This is a genomic window from Shinella pollutisoli, assembly GCF_024609765.1.
Classification (GTDB): domain Bacteria; phylum Pseudomonadota; class Alphaproteobacteria; order Rhizobiales; family Rhizobiaceae; genus Shinella; species Shinella pollutisoli.
Window position 1 is genome coordinate 1 of sequence record NZ_JANFDG010000006.1, and the last position, 26,007, is coordinate 26,007.

29 protein-coding genes are annotated in these 26,007 nt (G+C 68.5%); 13 read left to right on the forward strand and 16 right to left on the reverse strand.

Annotated features, from left to right (window positions below; genetic code table 11):
• Positions 1 to 440 precede the first annotated feature (440 nt).
• The 5 genes from NNZ72_RS06380 (at position 441) to NNZ72_RS06400 (ending at position 5,012) form a co-directional block, all read left to right on the forward strand.
• Positions 441 to 1,553, forward strand: coding sequence for an extensin-like domain-containing protein (locus NNZ72_RS06380; protein WP_257314237.1), 1,113 nt, complete (start codon positions 441 to 443; stop codon positions 1,551 to 1,553).
• Entirely contained in the window at positions 1,541 to 2,326 is a 786-nt protein-coding gene (locus NNZ72_RS06385; RefSeq protein ID WP_257314238.1) for an aminoglycoside adenylyltransferase domain-containing protein, read from the forward strand. The genes NNZ72_RS06380 and NNZ72_RS06385 overlap by 13 nt, the downstream gene beginning before the upstream one ends.
• A gap of 88 nt (positions 2,327 to 2,414) precedes the next feature.
• Complete coding sequence (locus NNZ72_RS06390) at positions 2,415 to 3,236, forward strand: sulfite exporter TauE/SafE family protein (protein ID WP_257314241.1); 822 nt, start codon at positions 2,415 to 2,417, stop codon at positions 3,234 to 3,236.
• A gap of 91 nt (positions 3,237 to 3,327) precedes the next feature.
• The gene (locus NNZ72_RS06395) at positions 3,328 to 4,254 is read left to right on the forward strand and encodes an ABC transporter ATP-binding protein (RefSeq protein WP_257314244.1); all 927 of its coding nucleotides are present in this window, start codon (positions 3,328 to 3,330) and stop codon (positions 4,252 to 4,254) included.
• On the forward strand, positions 4,251 to 5,012 hold the full coding sequence (locus tag NNZ72_RS06400; protein WP_257314246.1) for an ABC transporter permease: 762 nt from the start codon (positions 4,251 to 4,253) through the stop codon (positions 5,010 to 5,012). The genes NNZ72_RS06395 and NNZ72_RS06400 overlap by 4 nt, the downstream gene beginning before the upstream one ends.
• Positions 5,013 to 5,017: 5 nt before the next feature.
• Here the strand turns inward: NNZ72_RS06400 and NNZ72_RS06405 are convergent, their stop codons facing one another.
• The 6 genes from NNZ72_RS06405 to NNZ72_RS06430 form a co-directional block, all read right to left on the reverse strand.
• Entirely contained in the window at positions 5,018 to 6,445 is a 1,428-nt protein-coding gene (locus tag NNZ72_RS06405) for a glycosyltransferase family protein (protein ID WP_257314248.1), read from the reverse strand.
• A gap of 25 nt (positions 6,446 to 6,470) precedes the next feature.
• Positions 6,471 to 7,460 carry a glycosyltransferase family 2 protein gene (locus tag NNZ72_RS06410; RefSeq protein WP_257314251.1) on the reverse strand — a complete coding sequence of 330 codons (990 nt, stop codon included), beginning with the start codon at positions 7,458 to 7,460 and terminating at the stop codon, positions 6,471 to 6,473.
• A complete protein-coding gene (locus tag NNZ72_RS06415) occupies positions 7,457 to 7,819 on the reverse strand; it encodes a GtrA family protein (RefSeq protein ID WP_257314254.1) in 363 nt (120 codons plus the stop codon). The genes NNZ72_RS06410 and NNZ72_RS06415 overlap by 4 nt, the downstream gene beginning before the upstream one ends.
• A gap of 171 nt (positions 7,820 to 7,990) precedes the next feature.
• Complete coding sequence (locus NNZ72_RS06420) at positions 7,991 to 8,692, reverse strand: TIGR02281 family clan AA aspartic protease (protein WP_257314257.1); 702 nt, start codon at positions 8,690 to 8,692, stop codon at positions 7,991 to 7,993.
• Positions 8,689 to 8,910, reverse strand: a complete 222-nt coding sequence (locus tag NNZ72_RS06425; RefSeq protein WP_257314260.1) for a DUF1289 domain-containing protein — start codon at positions 8,908 to 8,910, stop codon at positions 8,689 to 8,691. Before NNZ72_RS06425 ends, NNZ72_RS06420 begins: the two co-directional genes overlap by 4 nt.
• 66 nt (positions 8,911 to 8,976) lie before the next feature.
• On the reverse strand, positions 8,977 to 9,759 hold the full coding sequence (locus NNZ72_RS06430) for an adenosylcobinamide-GDP ribazoletransferase (RefSeq protein WP_257314262.1): 783 nt from the start codon (positions 9,757 to 9,759) through the stop codon (positions 8,977 to 8,979).
• A 279-nt stretch (positions 9,760 to 10,038) separates the two neighbouring features.
• Between NNZ72_RS06430 and cobT the strand changes: the two genes are divergently transcribed.
• Together cobT and NNZ72_RS06440 are read left to right on the forward strand one after the other, a co-directional pair.
• Entirely contained in the window at positions 10,039 to 11,055 is a 1,017-nt protein-coding gene (cobT, locus tag NNZ72_RS06435) for a nicotinate-nucleotide--dimethylbenzimidazole phosphoribosyltransferase (RefSeq protein WP_257314265.1), read from the forward strand.
• 13 nt (positions 11,056 to 11,068) lie between these two features.
• Positions 11,069 to 11,452 carry a diacylglycerol kinase gene (locus NNZ72_RS06440; RefSeq protein ID WP_257314269.1) on the forward strand — a complete coding sequence of 128 codons (384 nt, stop codon included), beginning with the start codon at positions 11,069 to 11,071 and terminating at the stop codon, positions 11,450 to 11,452.
• Positions 11,453 to 11,459: 7 nt separating this feature from the next.
• On the opposite strand, the gene NNZ72_RS06445 is transcribed toward NNZ72_RS06440, so the two are convergent.
• Positions 11,460 to 12,995, reverse strand: coding sequence for a sensor histidine kinase (locus tag NNZ72_RS06445; RefSeq protein WP_257314272.1), 1,536 nt, complete (start codon positions 12,993 to 12,995; stop codon positions 11,460 to 11,462).
• A gap of 113 nt (positions 12,996 to 13,108) precedes the next feature.
• On the opposite strand from NNZ72_RS06445, the gene NNZ72_RS06450 reads away from it, so the two are divergent.
• The 3 genes from NNZ72_RS06450 (at position 13,109) to NNZ72_RS06460 (ending at position 14,863) form a co-directional block, all read left to right on the forward strand.
• On the forward strand, positions 13,109 to 13,675 hold the full coding sequence (locus NNZ72_RS06450; protein ID WP_257314275.1) for a thermonuclease family protein: 567 nt from the start codon (positions 13,109 to 13,111) through the stop codon (positions 13,673 to 13,675).
• A 13-nt stretch (positions 13,676 to 13,688) separates the two neighbouring features.
• The gene (locus NNZ72_RS06455) at positions 13,689 to 14,309 is read left to right on the forward strand and encodes a uracil-DNA glycosylase family protein (protein ID WP_257314277.1); all 621 of its coding nucleotides are present in this window, start codon (positions 13,689 to 13,691) and stop codon (positions 14,307 to 14,309) included.
• 65 nt (positions 14,310 to 14,374) lie between these two features.
• The gene (locus NNZ72_RS06460) at positions 14,375 to 14,863 is read left to right on the forward strand and encodes an Lrp/AsnC family transcriptional regulator (protein WP_257314281.1); all 489 of its coding nucleotides are present in this window, start codon (positions 14,375 to 14,377) and stop codon (positions 14,861 to 14,863) included.
• Positions 14,864 to 14,871: 8 nt separating this feature from the next.
• On the opposite strand, the gene NNZ72_RS06465 is transcribed toward NNZ72_RS06460, so the two are convergent.
• The 3 genes from NNZ72_RS06465 to NNZ72_RS06475 all read right to left on the reverse strand — a co-directional run bounded on the left by NNZ72_RS06465 (position 14,872) and on the right by NNZ72_RS06475 (position 17,536).
• A complete protein-coding gene (locus tag NNZ72_RS06465) occupies positions 14,872 to 15,558 on the reverse strand; it encodes a DNA alkylation repair protein (protein ID WP_257314282.1) in 687 nt (228 codons plus the stop codon).
• Positions 15,555 to 16,445 carry an NAD(P)-dependent oxidoreductase gene (locus NNZ72_RS06470; RefSeq protein WP_257314535.1) on the reverse strand — a complete coding sequence of 297 codons (891 nt, stop codon included), beginning with the start codon at positions 16,443 to 16,445 and terminating at the stop codon, positions 15,555 to 15,557. Before NNZ72_RS06470 ends, NNZ72_RS06465 begins: the two co-directional genes overlap by 4 nt.
• A gap of 275 nt (positions 16,446 to 16,720) precedes the next feature.
• Entirely contained in the window at positions 16,721 to 17,536 is an 816-nt protein-coding gene (locus NNZ72_RS06475; protein WP_257314284.1) for a class I SAM-dependent methyltransferase, read from the reverse strand.
• A gap of 127 nt (positions 17,537 to 17,663) precedes the next feature.
• Here NNZ72_RS06475 and NNZ72_RS06480 point away from each other — a divergent pair, with 127 nt between their 5' ends.
• On the forward strand, positions 17,664 to 18,392 hold the full coding sequence (locus tag NNZ72_RS06480) for a DUF2270 domain-containing protein (protein WP_371747728.1): 729 nt from the start codon (positions 17,664 to 17,666) through the stop codon (positions 18,390 to 18,392).
• Between the two features lie 60 nt (positions 18,393 to 18,452).
• Here the strand turns inward: NNZ72_RS06480 and NNZ72_RS06485 are convergent, their stop codons facing one another.
• From NNZ72_RS06485 to NNZ72_RS06500, 4 genes are all read right to left on the reverse strand, one after another.
• Complete coding sequence (locus tag NNZ72_RS06485) at positions 18,453 to 18,731, reverse strand: usg protein (protein WP_257314289.1); 279 nt, start codon at positions 18,729 to 18,731, stop codon at positions 18,453 to 18,455.
• Between the two features lie 149 nt (positions 18,732 to 18,880).
• Positions 18,881 to 19,711: an ABC transporter permease gene (locus NNZ72_RS06490; protein ID WP_257314290.1), complete on the reverse strand. Its 831-nt coding sequence runs from the start codon at positions 19,709 to 19,711 to the stop codon at positions 18,881 to 18,883.
• Complete coding sequence (locus NNZ72_RS06495) at positions 19,708 to 20,511, reverse strand: ABC transporter permease (RefSeq protein ID WP_257314291.1); 804 nt, start codon at positions 20,509 to 20,511, stop codon at positions 19,708 to 19,710. Before NNZ72_RS06495 ends, NNZ72_RS06490 begins: the two co-directional genes overlap by 4 nt.
• 161 nt (positions 20,512 to 20,672) lie before the next feature.
• The gene (locus NNZ72_RS06500) at positions 20,673 to 21,455 is read right to left on the reverse strand and encodes an ABC transporter substrate-binding protein (protein WP_257314292.1); all 783 of its coding nucleotides are present in this window, start codon (positions 21,453 to 21,455) and stop codon (positions 20,673 to 20,675) included.
• 282 nt (positions 21,456 to 21,737) lie between these two features.
• On the opposite strand from NNZ72_RS06500, the gene NNZ72_RS06505 reads away from it, so the two are divergent.
• Positions 21,738 to 23,720, forward strand: a complete 1,983-nt coding sequence (locus NNZ72_RS06505) for an OmpA family protein (RefSeq protein ID WP_257314293.1) — start codon at positions 21,738 to 21,740, stop codon at positions 23,718 to 23,720.
• Between the two features lie 59 nt (positions 23,721 to 23,779).
• On the opposite strand, the gene NNZ72_RS06510 is transcribed toward NNZ72_RS06505, so the two are convergent.
• Together NNZ72_RS06510 and moaA are read right to left on the reverse strand one after the other, a co-directional pair.
• Entirely contained in the window at positions 23,780 to 24,421 is a 642-nt protein-coding gene (locus NNZ72_RS06510; protein WP_257314294.1) for a DUF1176 domain-containing protein, read from the reverse strand.
• Positions 24,422 to 24,443: 22 nt separating this feature from the next.
• Positions 24,444 to 25,430, reverse strand: a complete 987-nt coding sequence (moaA, locus tag NNZ72_RS06515; RefSeq protein WP_257314537.1) for a GTP 3',8-cyclase MoaA — start codon at positions 25,428 to 25,430, stop codon at positions 24,444 to 24,446.
• A 182-nt stretch (positions 25,431 to 25,612) separates the two neighbouring features.
• Between moaA and NNZ72_RS06520 the strand changes: the two genes are divergently transcribed.
• Positions 25,613 to 25,987 carry a gamma-butyrobetaine hydroxylase family protein gene (locus NNZ72_RS06520; protein ID WP_257314295.1) on the forward strand — a complete coding sequence of 125 codons (375 nt, stop codon included), beginning with the start codon at positions 25,613 to 25,615 and terminating at the stop codon, positions 25,985 to 25,987.
• Positions 25,988 to 26,007: the final 20 nt, after the last annotated feature.

A 26,007-nucleotide genomic window follows, 5' to 3' on the forward strand; every position in this document is an offset into this window, starting at 1 on the left:
AACCACCACAATGACAAGAGGCCGGAACATCGTAACCGATGTTCCGGCCTTCCAATGTATAAGGCCCCGGCGCGGCAAGCGCCGGGGCCTTTCCTTGCCCCTCGCCCTAACCCTCCCTCCGCAAGCGGGGAGAGGGGACCTGCCTTGCATGCGCGTTGAGGATCGAGGGAAACGGTACGGCAGGTTTCCTTCTCCCTGCCCGCGGGGAGAAGGTGCCGGCAGGCGGATGAGGGGCGTGGCATCCCGCGCGCCATCCTTCCCCGCACCGGCGGGCCGGGCGACAACCGTTCGTTTACCTTGTTCCCGTAAATTCCTCCGTATTTGCAAGGCCATGGCCGAAAGGCCGTGCAGGCGCCCGGCGCGGTCCGAATGCGGCCGGATGCGGCGTGCACCATGGCGGCACATCGCGCCGGATCTCCCGGCCGGAAGCGGAAGTGACAATGGGTATTGCGTCTGTTCCTCGTCTGTTGAGGCCGCTCGGGCTGCTCGCGCTGCCCTTCCTGCTTTCCACCTGCTCCGGCGGCATGATCCCGCCCGACGACATCGACGGCGCGGGCGTCGGCGCGATCCAGCCGGTGCGCGAGACGGCCGTCGCCCGGACGGCGGACGCCCGGCCGGCCGAGAGCCAGCCGCTGCCGCGGATCGACAGCGACGAGGCGATGGGGATCGGCGAGCCGGTGCAGGCCTCGATGGGCGTGCTCGCCGTGCCGGAGGGCGGGGTGAACATGGACGAGGGGCTCGGTGTCGGCCGCGTGCAGGGCCTCGCCGAGGCTGAGGCCGAGGAGATCGCCGAGGGCGGCGCGACGCAGGTCGTGGTCGATGGCATCGGCACCGACACGCCGCGCCAGGTCGGCGAGCCGGTCTCCATCCCGATGACCGAGGCGGGAAGCGAGGGCTACCTGCGCGTTCCGGACAAGGCGGGGGGCGGCGGCGAGCAGGTCGCCTTCATCCCGCGCCTTTCCGACCCGATGCAGGTGCCCGAGGGCATGGGCGGCATGCCGGCGTCGGAAAAGGCCTGCCGGCAGCGGCTGCGCCAGCTCGGCGTGGTGTTTCGCGACGTGCCGCGCATCGCGCGCGGGAAATCCTGCGGCATCGACTGGCCGGTGGAGCTCTCCGGCCTGTCGGGCGGCATCAGGATCAAGCCGGCGGCGCAGGTGAACTGCCAGATCACGGAGGCCTTCGCGCGCTGGGTGAAGCAGGAGCTCGTGCCGGCGACGCGGCTGCGCTATCTCTCCGGCGTCGGCGCCATCCACCAGATGTCGTCCTATTCCTGCCGGACCATGAACTCGCGCCGCGGTGCGGCCATGTCGGAGCATGCCAGGGGCAACGCCATCGACGTCGGCAAGATCGTGCTGAAGAACGGCAAGGCCATCGCCATCGAGCCCAAGGGCTTCTTCGCCTTCCGCGAGAAGGGCCTCCTGAAGTCGGTGCGCGGCGACAGCTGCAAGTATTTCTCCACCGTGCTCGGTCCCGGCAGCGACCGCTACCACAAGGACCATTTCCACTTCGACCTGAGGGTGCGCAAGTCGGGATACCGGCATTGCAGCCTGTAGACGGGGCAGGGGAGATTCCCGAGCAGGCGCAGGCCGCGTCGGAAACCCTGCGCGGCCTGTTCGGCGATGCGCTGCGCGCAGTCTACCTGCACGGCTCCGCCGTCTCCGGCGGGCTGCGGCCCGGCAGCGACGTCGACCTCCTCGCCGTCCTCGACCGGCCCATGGCGGAGGCCGAGCGCGAAAGCCTTCTTTCCGCCCTGCTGCGGCTTTCCGGCCGCCATCCCGCCCCGCGCGGCGGCCCGCGCTGCATCGAGGTGATGGTGTTCCTGACGGCGGACCTCGCGGCGGCGGATTATCCGGCGCGCGTCGAGTTCCTCTACGGCGAATGGCTGCGGCAGGCCTTCGCGGCCGGGCAGCGTCCCGTGCCCGTTCGCGATCCGGAAAACACGCTCGTGCTGGCGCAGGCGCGGCGGCAGGCCCGGCCGCTGATCGGCCCTGCGGCCGGAACGCTCCTGCCGGACATCCCGGCCGGGCAGGTCCGCCGGGCGATGCGCGACGCGCTTCCCGCGCTTCTCGCCGGCCTCGAGGACGACGCGCGCAACGTGCTGCTGACGCTCGCGCGGATGTGGCGGACCGCCGAGACGGGCGCCTTCGTCGCCAAGGGCGACGCCGCGGCGTGGGCGGCGGCGCGGATGCCGGCCGGCGAGGCGGAGACGCTGGCCGCCGCGCGCGCGGCCTATCTCGGCGGGACCGCGGACGAGCGGGCGGACCGGCAGGCCGCGGTGCGGGCGACGGCGGCCTATCTGCAGCGGCGCGTGACGGCGCTTCTGTGATCGCCGGTTGAAATCGGCCGCGGTTTGATGACAGTTGCCGCGCGCCCCCGCGAAATTCCTCGCGAGTCGCCCGCCTTCCGGAGTTCCCATGCCGCCCGTCGCCGATCTCGTCCTGTTCGCGCTCGCGCTTGCCGCCGCGGGCGTCGTCTCCGGCCTGCTCGCCGGCATCTTCGGCATCGGCGGCGGGGCGATCCTCGTGCCGGTGTTCTACCAGGTGTTCGGCTATCTCGACGTGCCGGAGGCGGTGCGCATGCATCTGTCCGTCGGCACCTCGATCGCCATCATCGTGCCGACCTCGCTGCGCTCCTTCACCGCGCACCGCCAGCGCGGCGCCGTCGACACCGGCCTGCTGAAGAGCTGGATCGTGGCGCTGCCGGCGGGCGCGATCCTCGCCTCGGTGATCGCGGCGATGATCTCCAGCGTGGGCCTGCGCCTCGTCTTCGTCGCCGTCGCGCTTCTCGTGGCGTTGCGCATGCTGTTCAACCGCGACCACTGGCGCGTCGGCGACCATTTGCCGACCGGTCTCGCCAACCAGGCCGCCGGCGTCGTCATCGGCACGCTCTCCGGGCTGATGGGCATCGGCGGCGGCGTGCTCAACAACACCTACATGACCGCCTTCGGCCGGCCGATCCACCAGGCGGTGGCGACCTCGTCGGGCGTCGGCGTGCTGATCTCGATCCCCGGCATCTTCGGCTATATCTGGGCCGGCTGGGGGCTTGCCGGCCTGCCGCCGTTCTCGACCGGCTTCATCAACTGGGCGGCCGTGGCGCTGATCATCCCGATCGCGCTCGTCGTCACGCCCTGGGGCGTGCGGCTCGCGCATGCGCTGAGCAAGCGGCAACTGGAGGTCGGCTTCGGCGTCTTCCTGATCTTCGTGTCGATCCGCTTCCTCGTCAGCATCTATGCCTGAGCTTTTTCTGCGGGGAAGGGTGCAATCGCCGGCGGGATGGACCATATAGGGTGTCCTTCCGCATGACTTTCCTCAATTTTGGACCCGTCCCATGGCGCCCATCGTCTCCATCCGCAACCTCACGAAAAGCTACGCCACGGGCTTCACGGCGCTGAAGGGCGTCGACCTCGACATCGAGGAGGGCGAGATCCTCGCGCTGCTCGGGCCGAACGGCGCCGGCAAGACGACGATGATCTCCATCGTCTGCGGCATCGTCACGCCGAGCGGCGGCACGGTGACGGTGGCCGGCAACGACGTGATCCGCGACTTCCGCAAGACGCGCTCGATCATCGGCCTCGTGCCGCAGGAGCTGACGCTCGACGCCTTCGAGACGGTGTGGAACACCGTCGCCTTCTCGCGCGGCCTGCACGGCTGCCGGCCGGACCCGGCGCTGATCGAGAGGATCCTGCGCGACCTCTCGCTTTACGACAAGAAGGACACGATGCTGCGGCACCTGTCCGGCGGCATGCGCCGGCGCGTGCTGATCGCCAAGGCGCTCTCCTACGAGCCGAAGGTGCTGTTCCTCGACGAGCCGACGGCGGGCGTCGACGTCTCGCTGCGCAAGGACATGTGGCAGCTCGTGGAGCGGCTGCGCGCCTCCGGCGTCACGATCATCCTGACGACCCACTATATCGAGGAGGCCGAGGAGATCGCCGACCGCATCGGCGTCATCAACCACGGCGAGATCCTGCTGGTCGAGGACAAGAGGGCGCTGATGGCCAAGCTCGGCCGCAAGCAGCTGACCGTCGAGCTCGCCGAGCCGGTGGCGGCCGTGCCGGAGGCGCTGTCGCCCTACGGCGTCGCGCTGCGCGACGACGGCACGCGGCTCGTCTACGAGTTCGACAGGGCGGGCGAGCGCACCGGCATCGCCTCGCTGCTGTCGGCGCTGTCGCAGGCGGGGCTCCGGGTCAGGGACGTCTCCACCGAGCAGAGCTCGCTTGAGGATATTTTCGTGGCGCTGGTGGGAGAAGGCAAATGAACCTCGAGGCGATCCGGTCCATCTACATGTTCGAGATGGCGCGCATGCGCCGCACGCTGCTGCAGAGCGTCGTCTCGCCGGTCATCACGACCTCGCTCTACTTCGTCGTCTTCGGCGCGGCGATCGGCTCGCGCATGCAGGAGGTCGAGGGCGTCTCCTACGGCGCCTTCATCGCGCCGGGCCTGATCATGCTGACGCTGCTCAACCAGTGCATCGGCAACGGCTCCTTCGGCATCTACTTCCCGAAGTTCACGGGCACGATCTACGAGATCCTGTCGGCGCCGGTGTCGATGATCGAGATCGTCATCGGCTATGTCGGCGCGGCGGCGACCAAGGGGCTGATCGTCGGCGCGATCATCCTCGCCACGGCCTCGTTCTTCGTCGACATCTCGATCGCGCACCCGTTCGTGATGGTGCTGTTCTTCGTGCTGACGGCGGTGAGCTTCAGCCTGTTCGGCTTCATGATCGGCATCTGGGCGAAGGACTTCGAGCAGCTCAACCTGTTCCCGATGCTGATCATCCCGCCGCTCGTCTTCCTCGGCGGCAGCTTCTACTCGATCAGCATGCTGCCGCCCTTCTGGCAGGCGGTGAGCCATTTCAACCCGGTGCTCTACCTCGTCTCCGGCTTCCGCTGGAGCTTCTACGAGATCGCCGACGTGAGCCCGGTGGTGAGCTTCCTGACGGTGCTCGCCTTCCTCGCCGTCTGTCTTGCCATCACGGCCTGGATCTTCAAGACCGGCTACAAGCTGAAGAACTGAGCTGCCTATTCGGCTCCGGCCGGCTGCGCGTTGCGCCGGTAGAGCTCGTAGCCCGTCTGCAGTCCTCCGTCGCCGGCGGAGCGCAGCACCCGGGCGTAGCCGTCGGCGAGCGCCTCGCAGGACGCCCAGTCCCGCCCGCCGGCCGCGCACCAGCCGTCATCGGTCATGACGAAGGCCGGCGCCTCCGCCAGCCGGGCGCGGTAGTAGCCGTCCTCTCCCGCGCCGTGGATGATTTCCGCATGGTCCATCCAGACCAGCGGCTGGAACGGGGTCGCGCCGGAATAGTAGAGAGGCTCGATCGGCGCGCGCATCGACATCACCTTCTCCGTGCCGACGATGTCCGAGATCTGCAGGTAGGGTCGCAGAAAGTCGTCCATCACATAGGCCTCGCCGCCGCGATAGGAGACGAATTTCGCGACATAGGCGAGGGATACGAGGGTGACGGCGACGCAGAGAAGCCCGTACCGCAGGTTCGACCGGTAATCCACCATCAGGACGATGACGGCGGCCGGTGCGGCGAGCGTGTAGAGATAGTGCGGGAAGAACTTGCCGCTGAGGAAGAGCGTCGCGGCCGATCCGAGCAGGAGCAGCGCCAGCGCCCTGGCCGCGTCGCGTCTTGCCGGCTCGAAGACCGGAAACAGCGCGAGGAGCCCGGGCGCGGCCAGGATGGCGAGCTTGGCGAGGTAGACCGCGTCCGGCGCGCCCGTCTCGCTCGCATAGCCCGTCAGGAAGCGCCGCTGCAGATCGAAGTACCGCGCCACGTCCATTCCGCCGATGAAGGCGGCGAGAAGCAGGGCGCCCATCAGGAGGATGCAGGCGAGGCCGTAGGCGGCCAGCCGGGCGGCGAAGGCGGGGACCGACCGCAACGACGTCCAGAGGGAGAAGACGAGCGCCGGAAACAGCGCGACGCCGCAGACGTAGTTGATGTTGAAGGCCGCGACCGCGGCCATGGCGGAAAGCAGGAGGTATCCGGAGCGGTCCCGGGAGCGGAGCGCGAAATGGATGGCGACGAGCTCGAAGGGGACGAAGAGAAGCTCGGAATTGCCGCTGTAGCCGACGCTGCCGACGGCGAAGGCGGCGACGACGAACAGGACGAGCGGCAGGCCGAGGGAGCGGTCGAGAAACAGGCGCCAGACGAGGAGCGCGCTGAGGGCGAGCAGGACGGCCGATGCGGCCTGGAAGACGTAGAGGTGCACGTCCAGGAAGGAAAGGAGGCCGTAGAAGAAGTAGATCAGCAGCGGCTTGTGGTCGAACGCGAAATCGTACGGCAGGAGCCCGTGCTGGTAGATGCCCTTCCCGACGAGGACATAGATCAGCGGGTCGTGGTCCTTGAGGGGCGCGTTGAACTGGGCCGCGAAATAGAGCGCGAGCGCGAGGCAGAGCCACGTGGCGAAAAGCCGGCCGCGGGCGAACTGGCAGAGGATCGTGGGCACGGCGGGTTTCCCGGTTGCGAGGGTGTCAGCGTGCGATTTCGACCGGACGCAGATGCCTCTTGGAGGCGTTCCGGCGGGCCGGCTGGATGTCCTGGCAGCCGATGACCTCGCGGATCAGGTAGCGGGGCCTGCGCTTGCTCTCGATGTAGATGCGGCCGATATATTCGCCGATTACGCCGATGCCGATGATCTGCACGCCGCCGAGGAACAGGATCGCGGTGATCAGCGAGGGATAGCCGGGCACCGGATTGCCGTTGACCAGCTTGTCGGCGGCCATCCAGAAGGCATAGGCGATGCTGACCAGGGAGATCGAAAGACCGATATAGGTCCAGATGCGCAGCGGCAGGGTGGAGAAGCTGGTGATGCCTTCCAGCGCCAGGTTCCACAGTTTCCAGCCGTTGAACTTGCTGGCCCCGGCCACGCGCGCCGGGCGCGAATATTCGACGATCTCCGTCCTGCCGCCGACCCAGGAGAGGATGCCCTTCATGAAGATGTTCCGCTCGGGCATCTGCTTGATGCACTCCACGGTCTGCCTCGACAGGAGCCTGAAGTCGCCGACGTTCTCCTCGATGCGCGGATGGCTGATGGCGTTGTGGAACTTGTAGAACAGCGACGCGGTGCCCCGCTTCAGCCGGCTGTCCGAGCTCCGTTCGCGGCGCTTGCCGAGAACGACGTCGGCGCCGGCGAGCCAGCGGCCGATCATCAGCGGAATGACCTCGATCGGGTCCTGCAGGTCGACGTCGATCGGGATCACGGCGTCGCCGCCGGCGATCTCCAGCCCGGCGAAGAGCGCCGCCTCCTTGCCGAAGTTGCGGGTGAGGTCGACGGCCACCACGAGGGGGTCGACATGGGCGAGCCGGTCGATGATCGCGAGCGTCTCGTCCCGGCTGCCGTCGTTGACGAAGACGATCTCGACCTCGTGGTCGTGCAAGGGCGCAAAGCCGCGCACGCGCTCGTAAAAGACCGGGATCGCCTCCTGCTCGTTGAAGACCGGCACGACCAGCGAGATTTTCATTTTTCGGCTCCGAAGACGAGAAATTTCGAGGTGATGAAACCAACTGCGAGGCTGACGGACGAGAACACGACCAGCGTCACGAGAGGCGGGAGATCGTACCGCTCCGAGATCGCGCCGGTCGCCGCCGCCAGTCCCCCCAAAATCGCGATGAACAGGGCATACCGGCCGACGCGCATCCTGGACTTGAAGGTGAATGCCGCATTCGCGAAGTAGCTGAACGTCACCGCGAAGGCGAATGCCGCTATATTGGAGGCGGCCTGGCTGAAACCGTAGAATTTTAATAAAATAAGAAATATTATCCAGTGTATTAAGGTGTTCAGCAGCCCTATCAGATTGTATGAAACGAATTGAAGAAGCACTTCGATATCCCGCGCCGATATCCTTAATGCTTTATTGCTAGGTTATATTCCGGCCGCTGTCATGCGCGATCGATCGTCAAGGTTAATCCGGCCGCCGGCGGGTCCGCTCCGTCTCTTTGTTTCCACGCAATTGCGGACGCAAAACCGCTACGCACTTTTGCTGGAATTGCTCTAATCCCTCAGCCGCAGCTCGTCGCGGGTGATCTCGATCGCGCCCAATGTCTCCAGGAAGCTCATGCCGAGCAGGCTCTGGTCGAGCCGGCCTTCCTCGGCCACCATGGCGCGGACGTTGCGCCGCACGATCGGGCCGATCGCCACCTCGCCGAGACGGACCGGGGCGGCGCGGGCGCGGCCGTTGGCGGTGGAGACGGAAATCGAATAGGTGAGGCCGGACAGGTCGATGCCGACGCGGGCGGCATCCTCCTGCGAGAGGACGACGGCGCTGGCGCCGGTGTCGACCAGCATGCGCAGCACCGTGCCGTCGATCGCGGCGTCGGCCTGGAAATGGCCGCCGAGGCCCTTGTGGACGACGAGGATGCTGCTGCCGTCGGCCCCGCTCGTCACCGTGGCGCGGCCGGGCACGAGGCCCGCCGTCATGCGGCCGGCGAAATCCTGCAGGTCGGCGCGGTAGAGATAGCCGGCGGCGAGCGCGAGGATGATCACCAGCCAGAGGGCGGCCTGCCGGGCCGTCTCGCCGAGGCCGCGGCGGCCGGCGACGAGGAGGCCGCTGCCGATCAGCGCGGCGATCGCGGAAAGCTGCACGAGGCGGCCGAAATCGTCGTTGTCCATGCCGAGCGTGCGACCGCCCTCGTGGTTGAGCACGAGCAGGGCGAGGCCGGCGCCGAGGATGGCAAGAAGCAGATAGAACCTCATGCCTCGCCGCGCTCCCGCGCCATGCGGGCGCGGCGGGTCTCGCGCCGGGGCTTGCGCTCGACGGTGGCGAGGCGGGCGGGAAGCTCGGCCATGATCGCCCTCCGCTCGTCGGACGTGTAGAGCGTCCAGGCGCCGATCTCGTCGCGCGTGCGGCCGCAGCCGAAACAGTAGCCGGTCACCATGTCGATGGAACAGACGAGGATGCAGGGGGATTCCATGACGCCGCCGCTTTCCTTCCTTTCGTCCTCATGCAAGATTTGCCGGACGTGCTCTATATCGGCGCGTCAGAGCGTCAGCGCAAGGGCGAAGAGCAGGGCCGCCTCGGCGAGCTGCTGGGTGGCGCCGATCGTGTCGCCGGTATGGCCGCCGATCTTGCCCATCACGACGCGGTTGAAGCCGAGGACGGCGGCGAGCGCGCCGGCGAGCGCGAGCACGAGCGAAAACAGCGTGGCATGCGGCAGGAGCAGGACGACGGCGAGCGCCGTGCCGGAAGCGAGCGCCAGACGCGTCGCCGCCGGCTGCGGCTCGCCGACGGAGGCGGCCACGCCGTCACGGCGGGCCGGCGGCAGCAGCGACCAGTGCCAGACCATCGCCGTGCGGCTCGCCGCCGCGACGGCGACGAGCGCCATGCCGAGGCCGGACGGCGTGAGCGCCGCCGCGAGCCCGGCGATGGCGGCGGCGCGCAGGCCGAAGGAGAGCACGAGCGCGACGACGCCGTAGGCGCCGGCACGGCTGTCCTTCATGATGGCGAGCGCGCCCTCCCGGTCCCTGCCGCCGCCGATGCCGTCGGCGCTGTCGGAGAGGCCGTCCTCGTGCAGCGCGCCGGTGACGAGCGTGGCGAGCGCGAGCGTGGCGAAGGCGAGGAGGGCCGGCGGGGCACCGACGGCGGCGAGGATCGCGGCAAAGGCCGCGGCCGGCAGCGCGATCAGCGCGCCGGCGAGCGGGAAGGCGCGCACCGCCCGGCTCAGCCGCCCGTCATGGCCGGCGAAATGGCGCTCCGGCACCGGCAGGCGCGACAGGAAGGCGACGGAGCGGGCGGTGTCGTCGATGAAAGAGGGGATGTCCACGTTCGAGGGTCCTTCTGATGTCGCGCGATGGCGGGTGCCTTCGCCGCGTCGTCCGCTCCCCGACGGGGAGGCCGCCGCGACGTGGCGGGTGGTGCGATCCGCCGGCGTGCACGGGTCCGGGCCGCCCGCCCGGGCCTTCCCCGCCGAGGGGAGGGCAAGGCGGGCGGGAGGCATCCGACATCGCATGGCGCAAATGCGGTTGTCGGACTCGCGCCCGGCCTCTATTAGGAGACACCAAATGCCTGCCTTTGAAAGCCCGAACCCGAGGAATTCCCCAAGATGAGTGCCAGCGGCCTGCCGTTCGATGACTTCCGTGAATTGCTGCGCAACCTGCCGGGGCCGGATTCGGCGGCGCTTTCGGCCGCGCGCGCGCGCGACGCCGAGCTCACCAAGCCGCCGGGCGCGCTCGGCCGGCTGGAGGAGATCGCCTTCTGGCTCGCCGCCTGGACCGGGCGCAAGCCCGCCGTCACGCGCCCGCTCGTCGCCATCTTCGCCGGCAACCACGGCGTCACCAAGCAGGCCATCACGCCCTTCCCGCCGTCGGTGACGGCGCAGATGGTGGAGAATTTCGCCGCCGGCGGTGCGGCGATCAACCAGATCTGCATCGCCCACGACCTCGGCCTCAAGGTCTTCGACCTCGCGCTCGACTATCCGACCGCCGACATCACCGAGGCGCCGGCGCTGTCGGAGCGCGACTGCGCGGCGACCATGGCCTTCGGCATGGAGGCGGTGGCCGGCGGCACGGATCTGCTCTGCATCGGCGAGATGGGCATCGGCAACACGACGATCGCCGCGGCGATCAACCTCGCGCTCTACGGCGGCACGGCCGAGGAGTGGGTCGGGCCCGGCACCGGCTCCACCGGCCCGCTCCTGGAGCGCAAGATCGCCGCCGTCGAGAAGGCGGTGGCGCTTCACCGCGCGCATCTCGCCGACCCGCTGGAGGTGCTGCGCCGGCTCGGCGGGCGCGAGCTCGCGGCCATGGCCGGCGCGATCCTGGCCGCGCGCATGCAGAAGATCCCCGTCATCATCGACGGCTACGTGGCGACTGCGGCGGGCGCGGTCCTGCGCGCCGCCAATCCGTCCGCCCTCGACCATTGCCTGATCGGCCACGTCTCGGCCGAGCCCGGCCACCTGAAATCGATCGAGAAGCTCGGCAAGACGCCGCTGCTCGCCCTCGGCATGCGGCTCGGCGAGGGCACGGGGGCCGCACTTGCCGCCGGCATCGTCAAGGCGGCGGCGGCCTGCCATTCCGGCATGGCGACCTTCGCGCAGGCCGGCGTCAGCAACCAGGCGTGAGCGGGCGGCACCGATGCAGGAGGGACCGATCCGCAAGAAGACCGGCTTCAGGCATTTCCTGGCCGCCGCCACCTATTCGGCCGGCGGCGCGCGGCGGCTGATCGGCGAGGCGGCCTTCCGCCAGGAGGTCGCGGCCTTCCTCGCGACGCTCGCCGTCTTCGCGCTCGTCGGCGCAACCGCGCTGCACTATGCGGCGATGACCCTGCTGTTCCTGCTGATGATGGCCTTCGAGGCGATCAACACGGCGATCGAGGAGATCGTCGACCGGCTTTCGCCGGAGATCTCCGACATGGCGCGGCACGCCAAGGACCTCGGCTCCTTCGCCTGCTTCTGCATGATCCTCGCCAACGGCGGCTGGGCCGCCTATGTGGTGATCGTCTCGCTATTCTTCCAATGACAAGGGATCAGGCGAAGCTCTTCCTGCGCGGCTTGACCGCCCGGGTCTCCTCGACGGCGGGCAGGCTCTGCAGCACGCGCTTGGCGGGCAGGATGGCGATCGCCTCGGTGCCCTCGCGCAGCTTCGATTTGAGGATGAACTCGCCGTTGTGCTTGGCGAGGATGGCCTGGACGATCGGCAGGCCGAGGCCGGTGCCCTGCTCGGCGCTCTTGATGGCGATCGAGCCCTGGCCGAAGGCGGAGAGCACGACGGGGATCTCGTCCTCGGGGATGCCGGGGCCGTTGTCCCTGATCGAGACATATTGCCCGCCGCCGGCCGTCCAGCCCGCCTTGACGAGGATCTCGCCGCCCTGCGGGGTGAACTTGACGGCGTTCGACAGCAGGTTCAGCACGACCTGGCGCAGCGCCTTCTCGTCGGCCCAGAGCGCCGGCATGCCGGTCTCGAACTGCTGGGTGATGGCGATGTTCTTCTGGCGCGCGCGCAGCTGCACCATGCCGATGCAGTCGTCGGCGATGTCGACGAGGCTCACCGTCTCCTCCGACAGGTCGTACTTGCCGGCCTCGATGCGCGAGAGGTCGAGTATCTCGTTGATGAGGTTGAGGAGATGCTGGCCGGAGCGGTGGATGTCGGTCGTGTATTCCTTGTAGGTCGGGTTGTCGAGCGGGCCGAGCACCTCCGTCGACATCACCTCGGAGAAGCCGAGGATGGCGTTGAGCGGCGTGCGCAGCTCGTGCGACATGGAGGCGAGGAAGCGCGACTTGGCGAGGTTCGCCTCCTCCGCGCGCCGGCGCGCCTCGTCGGACATGGACTTGGCGACCTCCAGCTCGGCGATCAGGTCGTCCTTCTCCGACTGCGAGGAGAGGAGCTGGGCGCTGGTGTGGCGCAGGCGGTGGGTCATGAAGACGAGGAAGATCAGCGCGGCGGCGACGATCGCCGCCATGCCGATCGCCGCCGGGTCGGGCCGCAGCACCGCGACGGCGGCGAGCGCCGCCACCGTCGGCGCGAAGGCGTAGAGCACGGCGTGGCGCAGCATCAGCGTGCCCATCGCGGTCACGGCGAGCGCGACGAGCAGCGCCGAGCCCTTGTAGAGCTCGAAGGTCGAGCCGGTGCAGGCGTCGCAGCTCTGCACCGCGAAGACCGCCCAGGCGAGGCCCATGCCGACCTGCGCGGCGATGAAGCGGCGCTGCCAGCGGCGGGCGTTGTCGGGGGTGATCTCCTGGCCGCGGGCGCGGCGCGTGACGATGAGCCCGAGCGCGTGGACGCTGAGCGCCAGGATCGCCCAGGCGACGAGCCCGGTCTCCTGCGTCAGGTAGACGCCGACGACGGCCACCAGCAGCACCACGACCGGCACGGCGAGCGCGCTCTGGACGGCGGAGGCGATGTGGAGCTGCAGCATCTCGCGCTCGAAGCCGGGCGAGATCCCCGTGGCGGTCTGCAGGCGGTCGCGGGTCGCACGGACGGCGCGCGAGACAGCCTTGTTCCTGTGGCTGCGCGACTTGTCGACGATGATCTTGTCGGTCGAGGTACTGACGCCGGTACTCATCACGGATTGCAACGGTTGCGATACCGTTGAATTCTAGGGTGGAATCCTTAAGAAGATGCTGCCGCGAATAAACCATTCGCGAACCATTCCGATGTTTTCCGAGGACCGATGCCATGGGCCTTTCGAGGCGCGCCCGCGACGCCGGTGTCGCCATCGCCATCCTGGCGCTGACCGGGCTCGTCGTGCTGCGCGTCTCCGGCGGGCAGGGCGAGGCGGTGACGGGCATCGCGCGCGCCGTCGACGGCGACACGCTGACGCTCGGCCGCCACCGCATCCGCCTCGTCGGCATCGACGCGCCGGAGCTGGCGCAGACCTGCCGGCGCGACGGCGCCGAATGGCGCTGCGGGGCGGCCGCGCGCGGCCGGCTCGGCGAGTTGCTGCGGGCAGGGCCCGTCACCTGCGAGGCGCGGCGCAACGACCGCTACGGCCGCATGCTCGCCCGCTGCACGACGGCCGGCGGCGACCTCGGTGCACGGCTGGTGCGCGAGGGGCTCGCCGTCGCCTATGGCGGCTACGAGGAGGAGGAGGCGCTGGCGCAGGCCGAGCGCGGCGGGCTGTGGGGTGCCGAGTTCGAGCGGCCGCAGGACTGGCGCCGCCTCACCGGCCGGCCCTCCGAGGAGCGGCACCCGGCGGAGCCGGGAGTCCTCGACAGGATGCGCGGGGTCCTCGGGCTGGAATGAACGGACGGACGCCATGACGGAGGACATCGCCGCGCTGAGCGCCGCCATCGCCGCCTGCCGCCTCTGTCGCGACGCGCCGGCGCGCGGGGACCCGCTGCCGCACGAGCCGCGGCCGGTGGCGGTGCTGTCGGCCACCGCGCGCATCCTGATCGCCGGGCAGGCGCCGGGGCTCAGGGTGCACGAGAGCGGCCTGCCCTTCAACGACGCCTCGGGCGACCGGCTGCGCGACTGGCTCGGCGTGACGCGCGAGGCGTTCTACGATCCCTCGAAATTCGCCATCGTGCCGATGGGATTCTGCTTTCCCGGCTACGACGCCAAGGGCAGCGACCTGTCGCCCCGGCGCGAATGCGCGCCGCTCTGGCGGGCGCGGGTGATGGCGGCCATGCCGCAGGTCGAGCTGGTGCTGGCGATCGGCCAGTACGCGCAGGCCTGGCACCTCGGCAGCGCGCGGGCGAAGGGCATGACGGAGACGGTGCGCGACTGGCGCCGGCATCTTTTCGGCGACGATCCGCCGGCCGTGCTGGCGCTGCCCCACCCGAGCTGGCGCAACACCGCCTGGCTGAAGCGCAATCCGTGGTTTGCCGACGAAGTGCTGCCGGAACTGCGAAAGCGGGTGAAAACTCTGGCCTTCTGAAACGTATTTCTTTCATTTCCCGTCTTTCCGGGTATATGAGAAAAATAAATTTCGTGAGGAGACCCATGGACCGCCTGGACCGCAAGATCCTGCGCCTGCTGCAGGAAGATTCCACCCTCGCCGTCGCCGACGTCGCCAAGAAGGTCGGCCTGTCGACCACGCCCTGCTGGCGGCGCATCCAGAAGATGGAGGAGGACGGCGTCATCCGCAAGCGGGTGGCGCTGCTCGACCCGGTCAAGGTCAACACGCGCGTCACGGTCTTCGTGTCGATCCGCACCAATGCCCATTCGATCGAGTGGCTGAAGCGCTTCTCCGAGGTGGTCGGCGAGTTCCCCGAGGTGGTCGAGTTCTACCGCATGAGCGGCGACGTCGACTACCTGCTGCGCGTCGTCGTGCCGGACATCGCCGCCTACGACGCTTTCTACAAGCGGCTGATCGCCCGCATCGAGATCCGCGACGTCTCCTCCGCCTTCGCCATGGAGCAGATCAAGTACACGACCGAGCTGCCGCTCGACTACATGGTGGTGGACAACCAGAAGAGCGGCGAGGAATAGGCCGTCGCTCAGCGTTTGATCCGGGCGATCCGCTTCTCGTCCGTCAGCGCGCGCAGCGCGTCGCGGCCGATCCAGCGCGCGGTGCGGTCCTCGCTTCCGGCGAGTTTTTGCGCGAGCGCCAGCGCCGGGGCGTGACAGGCACGGGAGCGCTTGCCGACGTTGCGCAGCGCCCAGTTGACCGCCTTGCGGACGAAGTTGCGCGGGTCGGTCGCGTGCCGCGCGACGAGATCGAGCCAGCCGATCAGCGTGGCGTCCGGTTCTTGTTTCAGGTGGACGGCGGCGCCGGCGATCATCGCGAAGGCGGTGCGCCGCACGAATTCGCGCTCGTCCTCCGCGAATTCGGCGATCAGCCCGGTGAGGCCGGCCGAAACGAAGATGTCGGCCGCGCCGTCGACGATCTCCCAGGAATCGAAATCGCCGGCGAGGCGGCGTGCCTCGTCCGGCGTCAGCTTTTTCGGCTCCAGCGTGTAGAGCGCGAGCATGCGCGCCTCGCGCACGTCCGTCTCCCAGAGGCGGAAGGCGCGGGCATGGTCCCTGCCGACGGTGCGGGCGATCCGGGCGAGATTCGGGTTGGAAATGCCGAGCGCCGTGTCGGTGACGATGCCGTAGCGCCCCATGCCGGCGACGGTCTCCTCCGAGCGCAGGCTGCGCAGATGCGCCAGGATCTCGCCGGCGCCGGAGGAGGGGCCGATCATCTGCGTTCCAGCCGCGCCAGCAGCGAGGACGTGTCCCAGCGGCTGCCGCCCATCTCCTGCACGTCGGCATAGAACTGGTCGACCAGCGCGGTGACGGGGAGCTTGGCGCCGTTGCGGCGGGCCTCGGAAAGCACGATGTCGAGGTCCTTGCGCATCCAGTCGACGGCGAAGCCGTGGTCGTATTTGCCGGCGTTCATCGTCTTGTGGCGGTTCTCCATCTGCCAGGAGCCGGCGGCCCCCTTGGAGATCACCTCGACCACCTTCTCGATGTCGAGGCCGGCCTTCTTGCCGAAATGGATGCCTTCTGCGAGGCCCTGGACGAGGCCGGCGATGCAGATCTGGTTGATCATCTTGGTGAGCTGGCCGGCGCCCGCCGGGCCCATCAGGCCGACCATGCGGGCATAGGCGTCGATCACCGGCCGCGCCTTTTCAAACGTCGCCTCGTCGCCGCCGCACATGACGGTGAGCACGCCGTTCTCCGCCCCCGCCTGGCCGCCGGAGACCGGGGCGTCGACGAAGCCGCAGCCCTTCTCCTTCGCCGCCGCGTCGAGCTCGCGGGCGACCTCGGCCGAGGCGGTGGTGTTGTCGACGAGGATCGCGCCGGGCTTCATGCCTTCCAGCACGCCGCCCTTCGCGACCGTCACCGAGCGCAGGTCGTCGTCGTTGCCGACGCAGGTGAAGACGAAATCGGCGTCCTTCGCGGCCTCCGCCGGCGTGCGGAACGCCTTGCCGCCGAATTCGGCGGCCCATTTCTCCGCCTTGGCGAAGGTGCGGTTGTAGACCGCGACGTCATGGCCGCCCTTGACCTTCAGATGACCCGCCATGGGATAGCCCATGACGCCGAGACCGATGAATGCGACTTTTGCCATGCCGTAACCTCCTGCAATGCGATGGCGAAGGTGTAGCGGATCGGCGGCAGAGTCGGAAGGGTTGTTGTGTCGGGAAGGATGTTACGCCGTCATACCCCCCTCTGCCCTGCCGGGCATCTCCCCCTCAAGGGGGGAGATCGGATGGAGCGCCGTCTCGCCCGTCTTGGGCGATGCAATTTGAGCGAGGTTTCCGCCACTTGCCGATCTCCCCCCTTGAGGGGAGATGGCCGGCAGGGCAGAGGGGGGTAACAAGACCGGGACGCGTCCCGTGTTCTCTACAAGCCGAGGGTCTGTCAGCCGCGATATTTCGCGATCACCAGATGGCCGGCGATCGGCTCGCCTTCCTCCATGCGCACGGTGATGCCGGTCATCTCCACGAGGTCGAAGCCGGTCTCGTCGAGGCGCTGGCGGACATAGGCCGCGGCATGGGCGAAGCGCTGGTGCGGGCCGACCATGAAGGGGCGGCCGCCGAAGGTCTCTTCGGGCAGCGTCTCCGAGGAAAAGGCGAAGAGGCCGCCGGGCACGAGATTGTCGGCGGCGCCGAAGAACAGCGGCTCCAGCGCGCCGAGATAGGGCAGCACGTCGGTCGCGGTGACGAGGTCGAAGGGCTCGTCCTCGTTGTCGTCGAGGAAGTCGACGGCCTCGGCGACGTAGAGCGTCTCGTAGAGGTCCTTGTCGTGAGCGACCTCGACCATGTTCTCCGAGAGGTCGACGCCGGTGATGTCGTCGGCCATGTCGCGCAGCGCCCCGCCGGTGAGCCCCGTGCCGCAGCCGAGGTCGAGCACGCGCGCGAACGGGCCGAGGCCGAGCGCCTGCAGGCGCTGGCGCAGAAGCAGCGGCACGCAGTAGCCGAGCTGGTCGACCAGCACGGTGTCGAAGACCTCGGCATGCTGGTCGAAGAGCGTGGCGACATAGGCGTCGGGCGCCTTTTCCGGCGTGTCGCCGCGGCCCATCGAGGCGAGCCGGACGGCCGCGCCGCCGTGGTCCTCGGGGTCGATGGCGAGAACCTCCGCATAGGCGCGGGCGGCGGCGTCGAAATCGCCGGCCTTTTCCAGGGCAAGCGCGCGGTTGTAGGCGTCGGCGAGCGCCTCTTCGTCGATCTTCTTCATGGGGGCGTCTCATAGGCCTGGACACGCGCTTTGGCAATGGCGGCGCGCGCGGCCGAATTAGACGTTTATCAATCGATGAAAGAGGCGCATGATCGCCGCAAGACCAAAAAGACCAGGGAGGAATGCCATGCCCGCCGATATGCCCCCGCTGCCGCTTCCCGCCGAGGCGATGCGGCGGGGAAGTCCGTCGCTGCCGGCGACGCCGGTCGAGACGATCAATACGATGGTGCACTACTACCGCGGCGAGCTCGGCCGGATGGCCGGCTGGCGCGACCGCATCGACCGCACGACCAACTGGGCGATCACCGTCGTCGCGGCGCTGCTCTCCGTCTCGCTGTCGACGCCGACCTCGCATCACGGCGTGCTGCTCTTCGCCATGCTGCTCGTGACCCTGCTGCTCCTGATCGAGGCGCGGCGCTACCGCTTCTTCGACGTCTACCGGGCGCGGGTGCGCCAGCTCGAGCGGGTCTATTTCGCGGAGATCCTCAACCCGCGCGGCGGGCTTGCGGCGGACTGGGCGGCGCCGATCGCGGCAAGCCTGCGCGAGCCGGAGTTCCTGATCAGCTACCGCGACGCGGCCTGCCGGCGGCTCCGGCGCAACTATTGCTGGATGTACCTCATCCTGCTGCTCGCCTGGGGCCTGAAGATCTCGTCCACCAGCATGCAGACGTCCGTGGCGCCGGGCCGGGACATGGCGATCGCCTTCGAGCACGTCGTCGCCAATGCCGCGCTGGGGCCGATCGGCGGCGGCGTGGTGCTCGTCCTCATCGCGCTGTTCTACGCGCTGATCGCCTACGGCTCGCTCAGGGTCGACCTGTCGGACACCGAGCTCGCGCACGGCTCCGTGCATGTGTGAGCGTTTTGCGCCAGTCCGGACGGAAAGCCGCTTCGCACGTTTCCCGGACCTGCCTGCCGCTCAGTTGATGACGAACTCGCCCTTCAGCGCGCGCCATTCCGTCGCCGAGATCAGGCGGCGGTGGACGTAGCGCACCGAATGCAGCGGGCCGTCGAGCTTCTCCTGCCAGAACTTCAGGAAGCTCTTCATCTCCGGGAAATCGGGGGCGATGTCGTAGTGCTGCCAGATATAGGTCTGCAGGAGCTTCGGATGGTCGGGCATGCGGTAGAGGATCTGCGCCGTGGTCATGCCGTAGCCCCTGAGCTGCAGGGCCATGTCGCCTGTCGTCGTCTGTGTCATCGCGGGACCTCATCCGTTGCCAGTGATGGTCCCTCGGATTGAAAGGCCGACAGGGTTAATCGAGTCTTGACGTTTTCCCGGAAGCGGAAATATTTCTTTGAAATCAGGGTGTTGGCAGCACCCTTCGCCGAGTGCTGCCAGATTTGCGCCTAGCGCTTCAGGTGGCGGGTGAGGCGGGCCTCGAGCCAGGCCCAGAGATTGCGCAGCAGCTCGACGATCAGCAGGTAGAGCAGCGCCGCCCAGAGATAGGCCTGGTAGTCGAAGGTGCGCGAGAAGGCGCGGCGCGTCTCGCCCATCAGGTCGAAGACCGTGACGATGGCGACGATGGCCGAGCCCTTGATCATCAGGATGATCTCGTTGCCGTAGGGCCTGAGCGCGACGATGAGCGCCTGCGGCAGGATCACCTTGAAGAAGGCGACGCGGGCGGGAAGGCCGAGGGCCGCCGCGCCCTCGTGCTGGCCGCGCGGCACGCTCTCGATCGCGCCGCGCAGGATCTCGGCCTGGTAGGCGGCGGTGTTGAGCGTGAAGGTGAGCAGCGCGCAGTTCCAGGCGTCGCGGAAGAACCACCAGAGCCCGAGCGCCTTCAGCTCGCTGGAGAAGCTGCCGAGCCCGTAATAGACGAGGAAGAGCTGGGTGAGCAGCGGCGTGCCGCGGAAGAAGTAGACATAGGCGTAGGCGAACCAGGAGAAGACCGGGTTCTTCGACATGCGCGCGAAGGCGAGCGGCAGGGAGAGCACGCCGCCGAGCACGACCGAAAGGCCGACGAGCAGCAGCGTCACGCCGAGGCCGGAGAGGTAGCTTGGCCCGTAGCGGGAAAATTTCTCCGGGTCCCAGCCGTTGACGACCATCATGAAGATGCCGATCGACAGCGCCAGCCACACGCCCAGGAAGACGTTGCCGAAGAAGCGGCCGGCGGTGAAGGCGCGGGGCGGGGCGGGCGGCGGCGCCTGCGGTGCGATGAGGGTGGTGACGTGGCTCATCGGGCGGCCTCCGAACGCTTCGTCCAGCCCTCGATGCCGGAGAAGACCAGCGAGGAGAGGAAGGCCAGCACGAGGAAGAGCAGGCAGGCGATGGCGTAGAACTCGAAGGCCTGCTTGGTGACGCGGGCGGCGACGCCCGTCTGGCGCAGGATGTCGGGCAGGCCGATGACGGAGACGAGCGCGGTGTCCTTGAGCAGGACCATCCAGAGATTGCCGAGGCCGGGAAGGGCGATGCGGATCAGCTGCGGCAGGACGATGAGGCGCATGGTGCGGCCGTGGTGCAGGCCGAGCGCGTAGCCCGCCTCGTACTGGCCGCGCGGGATCGCCTTGAAGGCCGACAGCAGCACCTCCGAGCAATAGGCGGAGAAGACCACGCCGAGCGCGATCATGCCGGCGAAGAAGGCGTTGATCTCGACGGCGCCCGGATAGCCGACGGCGCTCATCAGGTTCTGCACGAGGATCTGCAGGCCGTAATAGATGATGAAGAGGGTGAGCAGCTCCGGCAGACCGCGGAAGAGCGTGGTGTAGATGTTGGCGGAAAGCCTGAGCGAGCGCTCCTCCGACTGCTTGGCGAGCGCGATGAAGAAGCCCGCCACCAGGCCGACCGGCAGCGTCGCCAGCGCCAGGCTGGCGGTGACGAGGAAGCCGAGCGCGATCTCGTCGCCCCATCCGGTGTCGCCGCAGGCCAACAGCGTATTCTTGGCGAAGAGTGAGAAGATGCCGACCGGCCCGCACAGGGGATCGATGATCCCGAGGAATGCGGATGCCGCCTCGGCGATGGCGGCGAAAAGTCCGCTCATGCCAGAAGAACCCCCGATGCGCGTTGCGCTTCTTATATGTCCCGGCGCTTGCCGCGCGCGGTTTATCGCGGAGTTTTCGGGCAAAAAAGGCGGGAGGGCAAGCCCTTCCGCCTTTGCATTCTGCTGATGGGGTCAGAAAAACCCCGCATGAAGCGGGACGATCAGTCGCCGTAGACGTCGAAGTCGAAATACTTGGCGTTGATTTCCTGGTACTTGCCGCTGGCGCGGATGGCGGCGATCGCCGCGGTGAACTTGTCGGCGAGCTCCGTCTCGCCCTTGCGCACCGCGATCCCCGCGCCCTCGCCGTTGATGACCGGGTCGACCGGCAGCGTGCCGAGCAGCTTGCAGCAGGCGCCGTCGTCGGACTTCAGCCATTCCGACAGCACCACCACGTCGTCGATCACGCCGTCGACGCGGCCGTTGGCGACGTCGAGCTTGTATTCGTCGGCGGTCGGGTAGAGCTTGATCTCGGCGCCCTTCAGGTGCGCCTCGGCATAGTTGGCGTGGGTCGTCGAGCCCTGCGCGCCGAGCGTCTTGCCGTCGAAGGCCTCGTAGGTCGCCTCGGTCAGCTCCGAATCCTTCGGCACGACGATCGCCGGCGGGGTGTTGTAGTACTTCTTGGAGAAGTCCACCTGCTGCTTGCGCTCGTCGGTGATCGACATGGAGGCGATGATGGCGTCGAACTTCTTGGCGATCAGCGCCGGGATGATGCCGTCCCAGTCCTGCGTCACGAAGGTGCACTCGGCCTTCATCTCCTCGCACAGCGCCTTGGCGATGTCGATGTCGAAGCCGGTCAGCGTGCCGTCGGCCTCCAGGTTGTTGAAGGGCGGGTAGGCGCCTTCGGTGCCGATCACGATCTTCTCGCCCTCGGCCATCGCGGCGGTGGAAAAGAGCGCGACGACGGCCGCCGAGGCGGCGAGCGTGAGACGTTTGGAAATACGCATTTCGGTCCTCTCTGTTGCAGGCTCTCCGGTCTTTTGTTGTTTTCCGGGCCTTGGTTCCAAGCGGGCAGGGCTGCCCGCCTGACGGCGATAATCGTCCGTTTTTCTCCGGAAAATCAACCGTGTTGCGCCGTTTCGTCCGGAACTTTCGCATTCATCGTGAATTCATATGCGGATTGCTAGTTTGGCGGCACGATGAACGGGCCCGACGGCGGAATCACAAAACCGCCCCGAAGACCTGATCGAACTGCGGACATCTCTTTTCGAGCAAACGAGGAAAGCTCCATGGGTAAACGAACGAGACTTCTGGCCACGGTGGCGCTGCCGATCGCGTCCCTCGTCTGGCAGCCGGTGCAGGCGGCGCCGGTCCGCCCGGTCGTGGCGATCGACCATGCGTCCGCTGTCGTCACGGTGCAGGCGGAAGGCGGGGCCAGCGAGGAGGAGCTCCTGCGCAAGCGCAAGAAGCAGCGCGAGGAGCGGCAGGACGATCGCCAGAAGACGCGCGAGGAGCGCCGCCAGAAGCAGCGTGATTCCGCCGAGGGCGAGCAGCGCCAGCAGGATCGCCAGAAGGCGCGCGAGGAACGGCGCGAGAGGCAGCGCGACGCCGCCGAGGGCGAGCAGCGCCAGAAGACGCGCGAGGAGCGGCGCGAGAAACAGCGCGACGCCGCCGAGCAGGAGCAGCGCCAGCAGGATCGCCAGAAGGCGCGCGAGGAACGGCGCGAGAAGCAGCGCGGTGCCGCCGAGAAGGAGCAGCGGCAGGACGATCGCCAGAAGGCGCGCCAGGAACGGCGCGAGAAGCAGCGCGACGCCGCCGAGAAGGAGCAGCGCCAGGAAGAGCAGCGCCAGAAGGCCCGCGACGAAAAGCGCCAGAAGGAGCGCGACGCGGCCGAGAAGGCGAAGGAACGCGACGCCAAGCGCGACGCCGCCGAGAAGCGGGAGCGGCAGGAGGACCGGAAGGCCCAGGACGCCAAGAGCAAGCGCGACCGCACGACGGCCATCAAGGAAGAGGAACAGCGCAAGGCCGAGGAGGCCAAGCGCAAGAAGGAGCGCGAGGCCGCCGAGGCGGACAGGAAGCGTGGCGAGGAGGACGCCGGCAACCGGCCGCGCCGCAAGCGCGACGTCGAGCGCGAGCGCATCGCCCGCGACCCGAGCAAGACGTCCGACACGATCGAGCTGCCCTACGAGCGCGGGACCGCCGTGCTCGACAGCGACAAGGACGCCGACAACCGCCGCGACAGGTCGCGCGACGAGACGCGCCGCAAGCGCGCCGAGGAGCGCGCCAAGGTGCGGGTGCGCGTGCCGCGCTCCGACGCCGACGCGCAGATCGGCCGCAGGGCCGAGCGCTACGAATCGGTCGAGCGCGAGCGCGGCGAACGCCGGGACCGCCGTCCGGAATTCGAGAACCGCGGCGGCTGGCGCGTCGAGCGCCGCGTGGACGACCGCCAAGTGATCAACTTCAACGACCGCATCATCGTGCGGTCCGACGACAGCCGGCGGCTGTCGCGCCAGGCGCGCGAGACCTATTACGAGGAGCTGCCGCGCGGCCGCGTCCGCGAGGTGATCGTGCGGCCGAACGGCGACCGCGTCGTGACGATCCGCGACCGCTACGGCGAGATCATCCAGCGTTCGCGCATCGATCGCTCGGGCCGTGAATACGTGATGTTCTACGCCCCGGAGATCGACCGCGAGAGCCGGCCGACCTTCGTCGATCCGGGCCTGCGCCTGCCGCCGATGCGGCTCGCCGTTCCGCTCGACGACTACATCGCCGACACGTCCTCCGAGGCGCCGCGCGACTATCGCGAGTTTCTCGAGCGGCCGCCGGTGGAGGAGGTGGAGCGCGTCTACACGCTGGACGAGGTCAAGTATTCGGCCCGCATCCGCGACAAGGTGCGGCGCATCGACCTCGACACCATCACCTTTGCGACCGGCAGCGCGGACGTTTCGATGAACCAGGCGGCGACGCTGCGCAAGGTGGCCGACGCGATCAACCAGATCCTCGACGAGGATCCGGGCGAGACCTTCCTAATCGAGGGGCATACCGATGCCGTCGGCTCGGAGGAATCGAACCTGGTGCTCTCCGATGAGCGGGCGGAATCGGTCGCCGACATCCTGACCGACGCCTACGGCATCCCGCCGGAGAACCTCGCCACGCAGGGCTACGGCGAGCGCTTCCTGAAGATCGCGACGGACGGGCCGGAACAGCTCAACCGCCGCGTGACGATCCGCCGCGTGACGCCGCTGGTCAAGCCGGTCGCGATGGCGCAGTAGGAAGGGGCGTCGCCCCGGGACACGAAGGCCGCCGGAGCGATCCGGCGGCCTTTTTCGCGTCACTCCGCGGCGTCGTAGACCACGTGGCCCCTGGCGCCGTCCGCCGGCGATCCGTCATAGGTCGGGTCGACCTCGAAGCGGGTCAGCACGAAGCCGCCGTCGCGGAAGGTCCAGGTGCCGCTGTCCCAGGCGTCGCCGAGGCCCCGCCAGGCGCCGACGCTCGTGACCGTCAGGGTCCTCTCGTCGAAGCGGGAGTTCACGAGCTGCAGCGCCGCGCCGAATCCCTTCACGCCGGGCGGTGCCTTCAGCGTCGTCATCTCTTCGTCGGCATAAGCGTAGTCGAGCTCCGGCCGGGCGAAGGCGAGGAGCCTCAGGCCCTCCTCGTCGCTCGTCTTCAGCACGAAGGCGTGGCGGACGTTGTAGGCGCCGGCGACGCAGAAGAGCTGGTAGAGCTCCGCCTCGATCTCCGGCTCGTCGGCGGACTGACGGGCCGCGCGGTAGGTGAAGCGGTGGAAGAAATGGCCGAAGCCGTCGTCGTCGGGGCCGGCCATCGGCACCTCGGCCATGTCGTTCATCGTGCATTCCGGGCCGAGCGCGGCCCTGGCGAGCGCTTCGGCCGCGGCAAGGCCCGCCGGCCGTTCCGCGGCGGCGGCAAGCGCGGGGAGGGTCGAGACGAGGGCGGCAAGCAGGATGGTCTTCATGGCGGTCCCCGCGTCCGGAAGGTCAGCCGCCGGTGACGCTCATGTGGCGGGCGACGGCCGGGCGGTTCTGCCGGCCGATGACGAAGTCGTGGCCCTTCGGCTTGCGGCCGATCGCCTCGTCGATCGCCCGGTGCAGCAGCGCGTCGTCGTCCGAGGCGCGCAGCGGCAGGCGCAGGTCGGCCGCGTCCTCCTGGCCGAGGCACATGTAGAGCGTTCCCGTGCAGGTGAGGCGGACGCGGTTGCAGCTTTCGCAGAAATTGTGCGTCATCGGCGTGATGAAGCCGAGCCGCCCGCCGGTCTCGGCGACGTGGACGTAGCGGGCGGGGCCGCCGGTGCGCCAGGCGTCGTCCGTCAGCGTGAAGTCCTCGGCGAGGCGCGCGCGCATTTCGGAGAGCGGCAGGTAGCGGTCGGTGCGGTCCTCCTCGATCTCGCCCATCGGCATGGTCTCGATCAGCGTCAGGTCCATGCCGCGCCCGTGCGCCCAGCGCATCAGGTCGGGGATCTCGCGGTCGTTGAAGTCCTTGAGGGCGACGGCGTTGATCTTGACGCTGAGGCCCGCGGCCTGCGCCGCGTCGAGGCCCTCCATGACCTTCGAGAGGTCGCCCCAGCGGGTGACCGTCCGGAATTTCTCGGGATCGAGCGTGTCGAGCGAGACGTTGATGCGGCGCACGCCGCAATCGGCGAGCTCGGCGGCGTACCGCGAGAGCTGCGAGCCGTTGGTCGTCAGCGTCAGCTCGTCGAGGCGGCCCTCTTCGACATGGCGACCGAGCTCGCGCACGAGGTAGAGGATGTTCTTGCGCACCAGCGGCTCGCCGCCGGTCAGCCGCAGCTTGCGCACGCCGCGGGCGATGAAGGCGGAACAGAGCCGGTTCAGTTCCTCCAGCGTCAGCAGGTCCTTCTTCGGCAGGAAGGTCATGTTCTCCGCCATGCAATAGGTGCAGCGGAAGTCGCAGCGGTCCGTCACGGAGACGCGCAGATAGGTGATCGCCCGGCCGAAGGGGTCGATCATCGGGCCGGCGGAGGGCGTCAGGGCGCCGGCCTGGCGAAATTGTCCCGCATGGGTGTTCACGCTTCATCCTCCGTTCCGGCCGCGTCGGACAGCCTCGCAGCCGATTATGGCATCAATTTCACGCTTGCACATCCCCGGCCTGCGGCATAGTCCTTCGCTGGGAAGCAAGGGAATGCGGGACGATGAGCGATCTGTGGCCGACGGAACTCAGGGTGTCGAAGGACCGCCAGCGCCTCGTCGTCACCTTCAACGACGGCGCGAGCTTCGATCTCTCCGCCGAGCTCCTGCGCGTGCTGTCGCCCTCGGCCGAGGTGCAGGGCCACGGGCCGGGCCAGAAGGTGACGGTGCCGGGCAAGCGCAACGTCGCGATCATCTCGATGACGCCGACCGGCAATTATGCGGTGCGCATCGGCTTCGACGACATGCACGACACCGGCATCTACACCTGGGCCTACCTGCGCGAGCTCGGCGAGAAGGGCGCGGAACTCTTCGCCGCCTACGAGCGCGAGCTTGCCGAGAAGGGCATGAGCCGCGACCGCTCGGAAAGGCCGCGCTAGGATGGTGCGAATAGGCGGCG

Excerpts from the sequence above, each read along its gene's own strand:
- NNZ72_RS06475 (WP_257314284.1), bottom strand. The coding sequence starts at position 17,536 with ATGAAGAAGATCGACGAAGAGGCGCTCGCCGACGCCTACAACCGCGCG.
- NNZ72_RS06450 (WP_257314275.1), top strand. The coding sequence starts at position 13,109 with ATGGGCCTTTCGAGGCGCGCCCGCGACGCCGGTGTCGCCATCGCCATC.
- cobT (WP_257314265.1), top strand. The coding sequence starts at position 10,039 with ATGAGTGCCAGCGGCCTGCCGTTCGATGACTTCCGTGAATTGCTGCGC.
- NNZ72_RS06400 (WP_257314246.1), top strand. The coding sequence starts at position 4,251 with ATGAACCTCGAGGCGATCCGGTCCATCTACATGTTCGAGATGGCGCGC.
- NNZ72_RS06420 (WP_257314257.1), bottom strand. The coding sequence starts at position 8,692 with ATGAGGTTCTATCTGCTTCTTGCCATCCTCGGCGCCGGCCTCGCCCTG.
- NNZ72_RS06465 (WP_257314282.1), bottom strand. The coding sequence starts at position 15,558 with ATGATCGGCCCCTCCTCCGGCGCCGGCGAGATCCTGGCGCATCTGCGC.
- NNZ72_RS06510 (WP_257314294.1), bottom strand. The coding sequence starts at position 24,421 with ATGAAGACCATCCTGCTTGCCGCCCTCGTCTCGACCCTCCCCGCGCTT.
- NNZ72_RS06425 (WP_257314260.1), bottom strand. The coding sequence starts at position 8,910 with ATGGAATCCCCCTGCATCCTCGTCTGTTCCATCGACATGGTGACCGGC.
- NNZ72_RS06505 (WP_257314293.1), top strand. The coding sequence starts at position 21,738 with ATGGGTAAACGAACGAGACTTCTGGCCACGGTGGCGCTGCCGATCGCG.
- moaA (WP_257314537.1), bottom strand. The coding sequence starts at position 25,430 with ATGATCGACCCCTTCGGCCGGGCGATCACCTATCTGCGCGTCTCCGTG.
- NNZ72_RS06455 (WP_257314277.1), top strand. The coding sequence starts at position 13,689 with ATGACGGAGGACATCGCCGCGCTGAGCGCCGCCATCGCCGCCTGCCGC.
- NNZ72_RS06395 (WP_257314244.1), top strand. The coding sequence starts at position 3,328 with ATGGCGCCCATCGTCTCCATCCGCAACCTCACGAAAAGCTACGCCACG.
- NNZ72_RS06445 (WP_257314272.1), bottom strand. The coding sequence starts at position 12,995 with ATGAGTACCGGCGTCAGTACCTCGACCGACAAGATCATCGTCGACAAG.
- NNZ72_RS06380 (WP_257314237.1), top strand. The coding sequence starts at position 441 with ATGGGTATTGCGTCTGTTCCTCGTCTGTTGAGGCCGCTCGGGCTGCTC.
- NNZ72_RS06490 (WP_257314290.1), bottom strand. The coding sequence starts at position 19,711 with ATGAGCCACGTCACCACCCTCATCGCACCGCAGGCGCCGCCGCCCGCC.
- NNZ72_RS06485 (WP_257314289.1), bottom strand. The coding sequence starts at position 18,731 with ATGACACAGACGACGACAGGCGACATGGCCCTGCAGCTCAGGGGCTAC.
- NNZ72_RS06460 (WP_257314281.1), top strand. The coding sequence starts at position 14,375 with ATGGACCGCCTGGACCGCAAGATCCTGCGCCTGCTGCAGGAAGATTCC.
- NNZ72_RS06440 (WP_257314269.1), top strand. The coding sequence starts at position 11,069 with ATGCAGGAGGGACCGATCCGCAAGAAGACCGGCTTCAGGCATTTCCTG.
- NNZ72_RS06480 (WP_371747728.1), top strand. The coding sequence starts at position 17,664 with ATGCCCGCCGATATGCCCCCGCTGCCGCTTCCCGCCGAGGCGATGCGG.
- NNZ72_RS06520 (WP_257314295.1), top strand. The coding sequence starts at position 25,613 with ATGAGCGATCTGTGGCCGACGGAACTCAGGGTGTCGAAGGACCGCCAG.
- NNZ72_RS06500 (WP_257314292.1), bottom strand. The coding sequence starts at position 21,455 with ATGCGTATTTCCAAACGTCTCACGCTCGCCGCCTCGGCGGCCGTCGTC.
- NNZ72_RS06390 (WP_257314241.1), top strand. The coding sequence starts at position 2,415 with ATGCCGCCCGTCGCCGATCTCGTCCTGTTCGCGCTCGCGCTTGCCGCC.
- NNZ72_RS06495 (WP_257314291.1), bottom strand. The coding sequence starts at position 20,511 with ATGAGCGGACTTTTCGCCGCCATCGCCGAGGCGGCATCCGCATTCCTC.
- NNZ72_RS06410 (WP_257314251.1), bottom strand. The coding sequence starts at position 7,460 with ATGAAAATCTCGCTGGTCGTGCCGGTCTTCAACGAGCAGGAGGCGATC.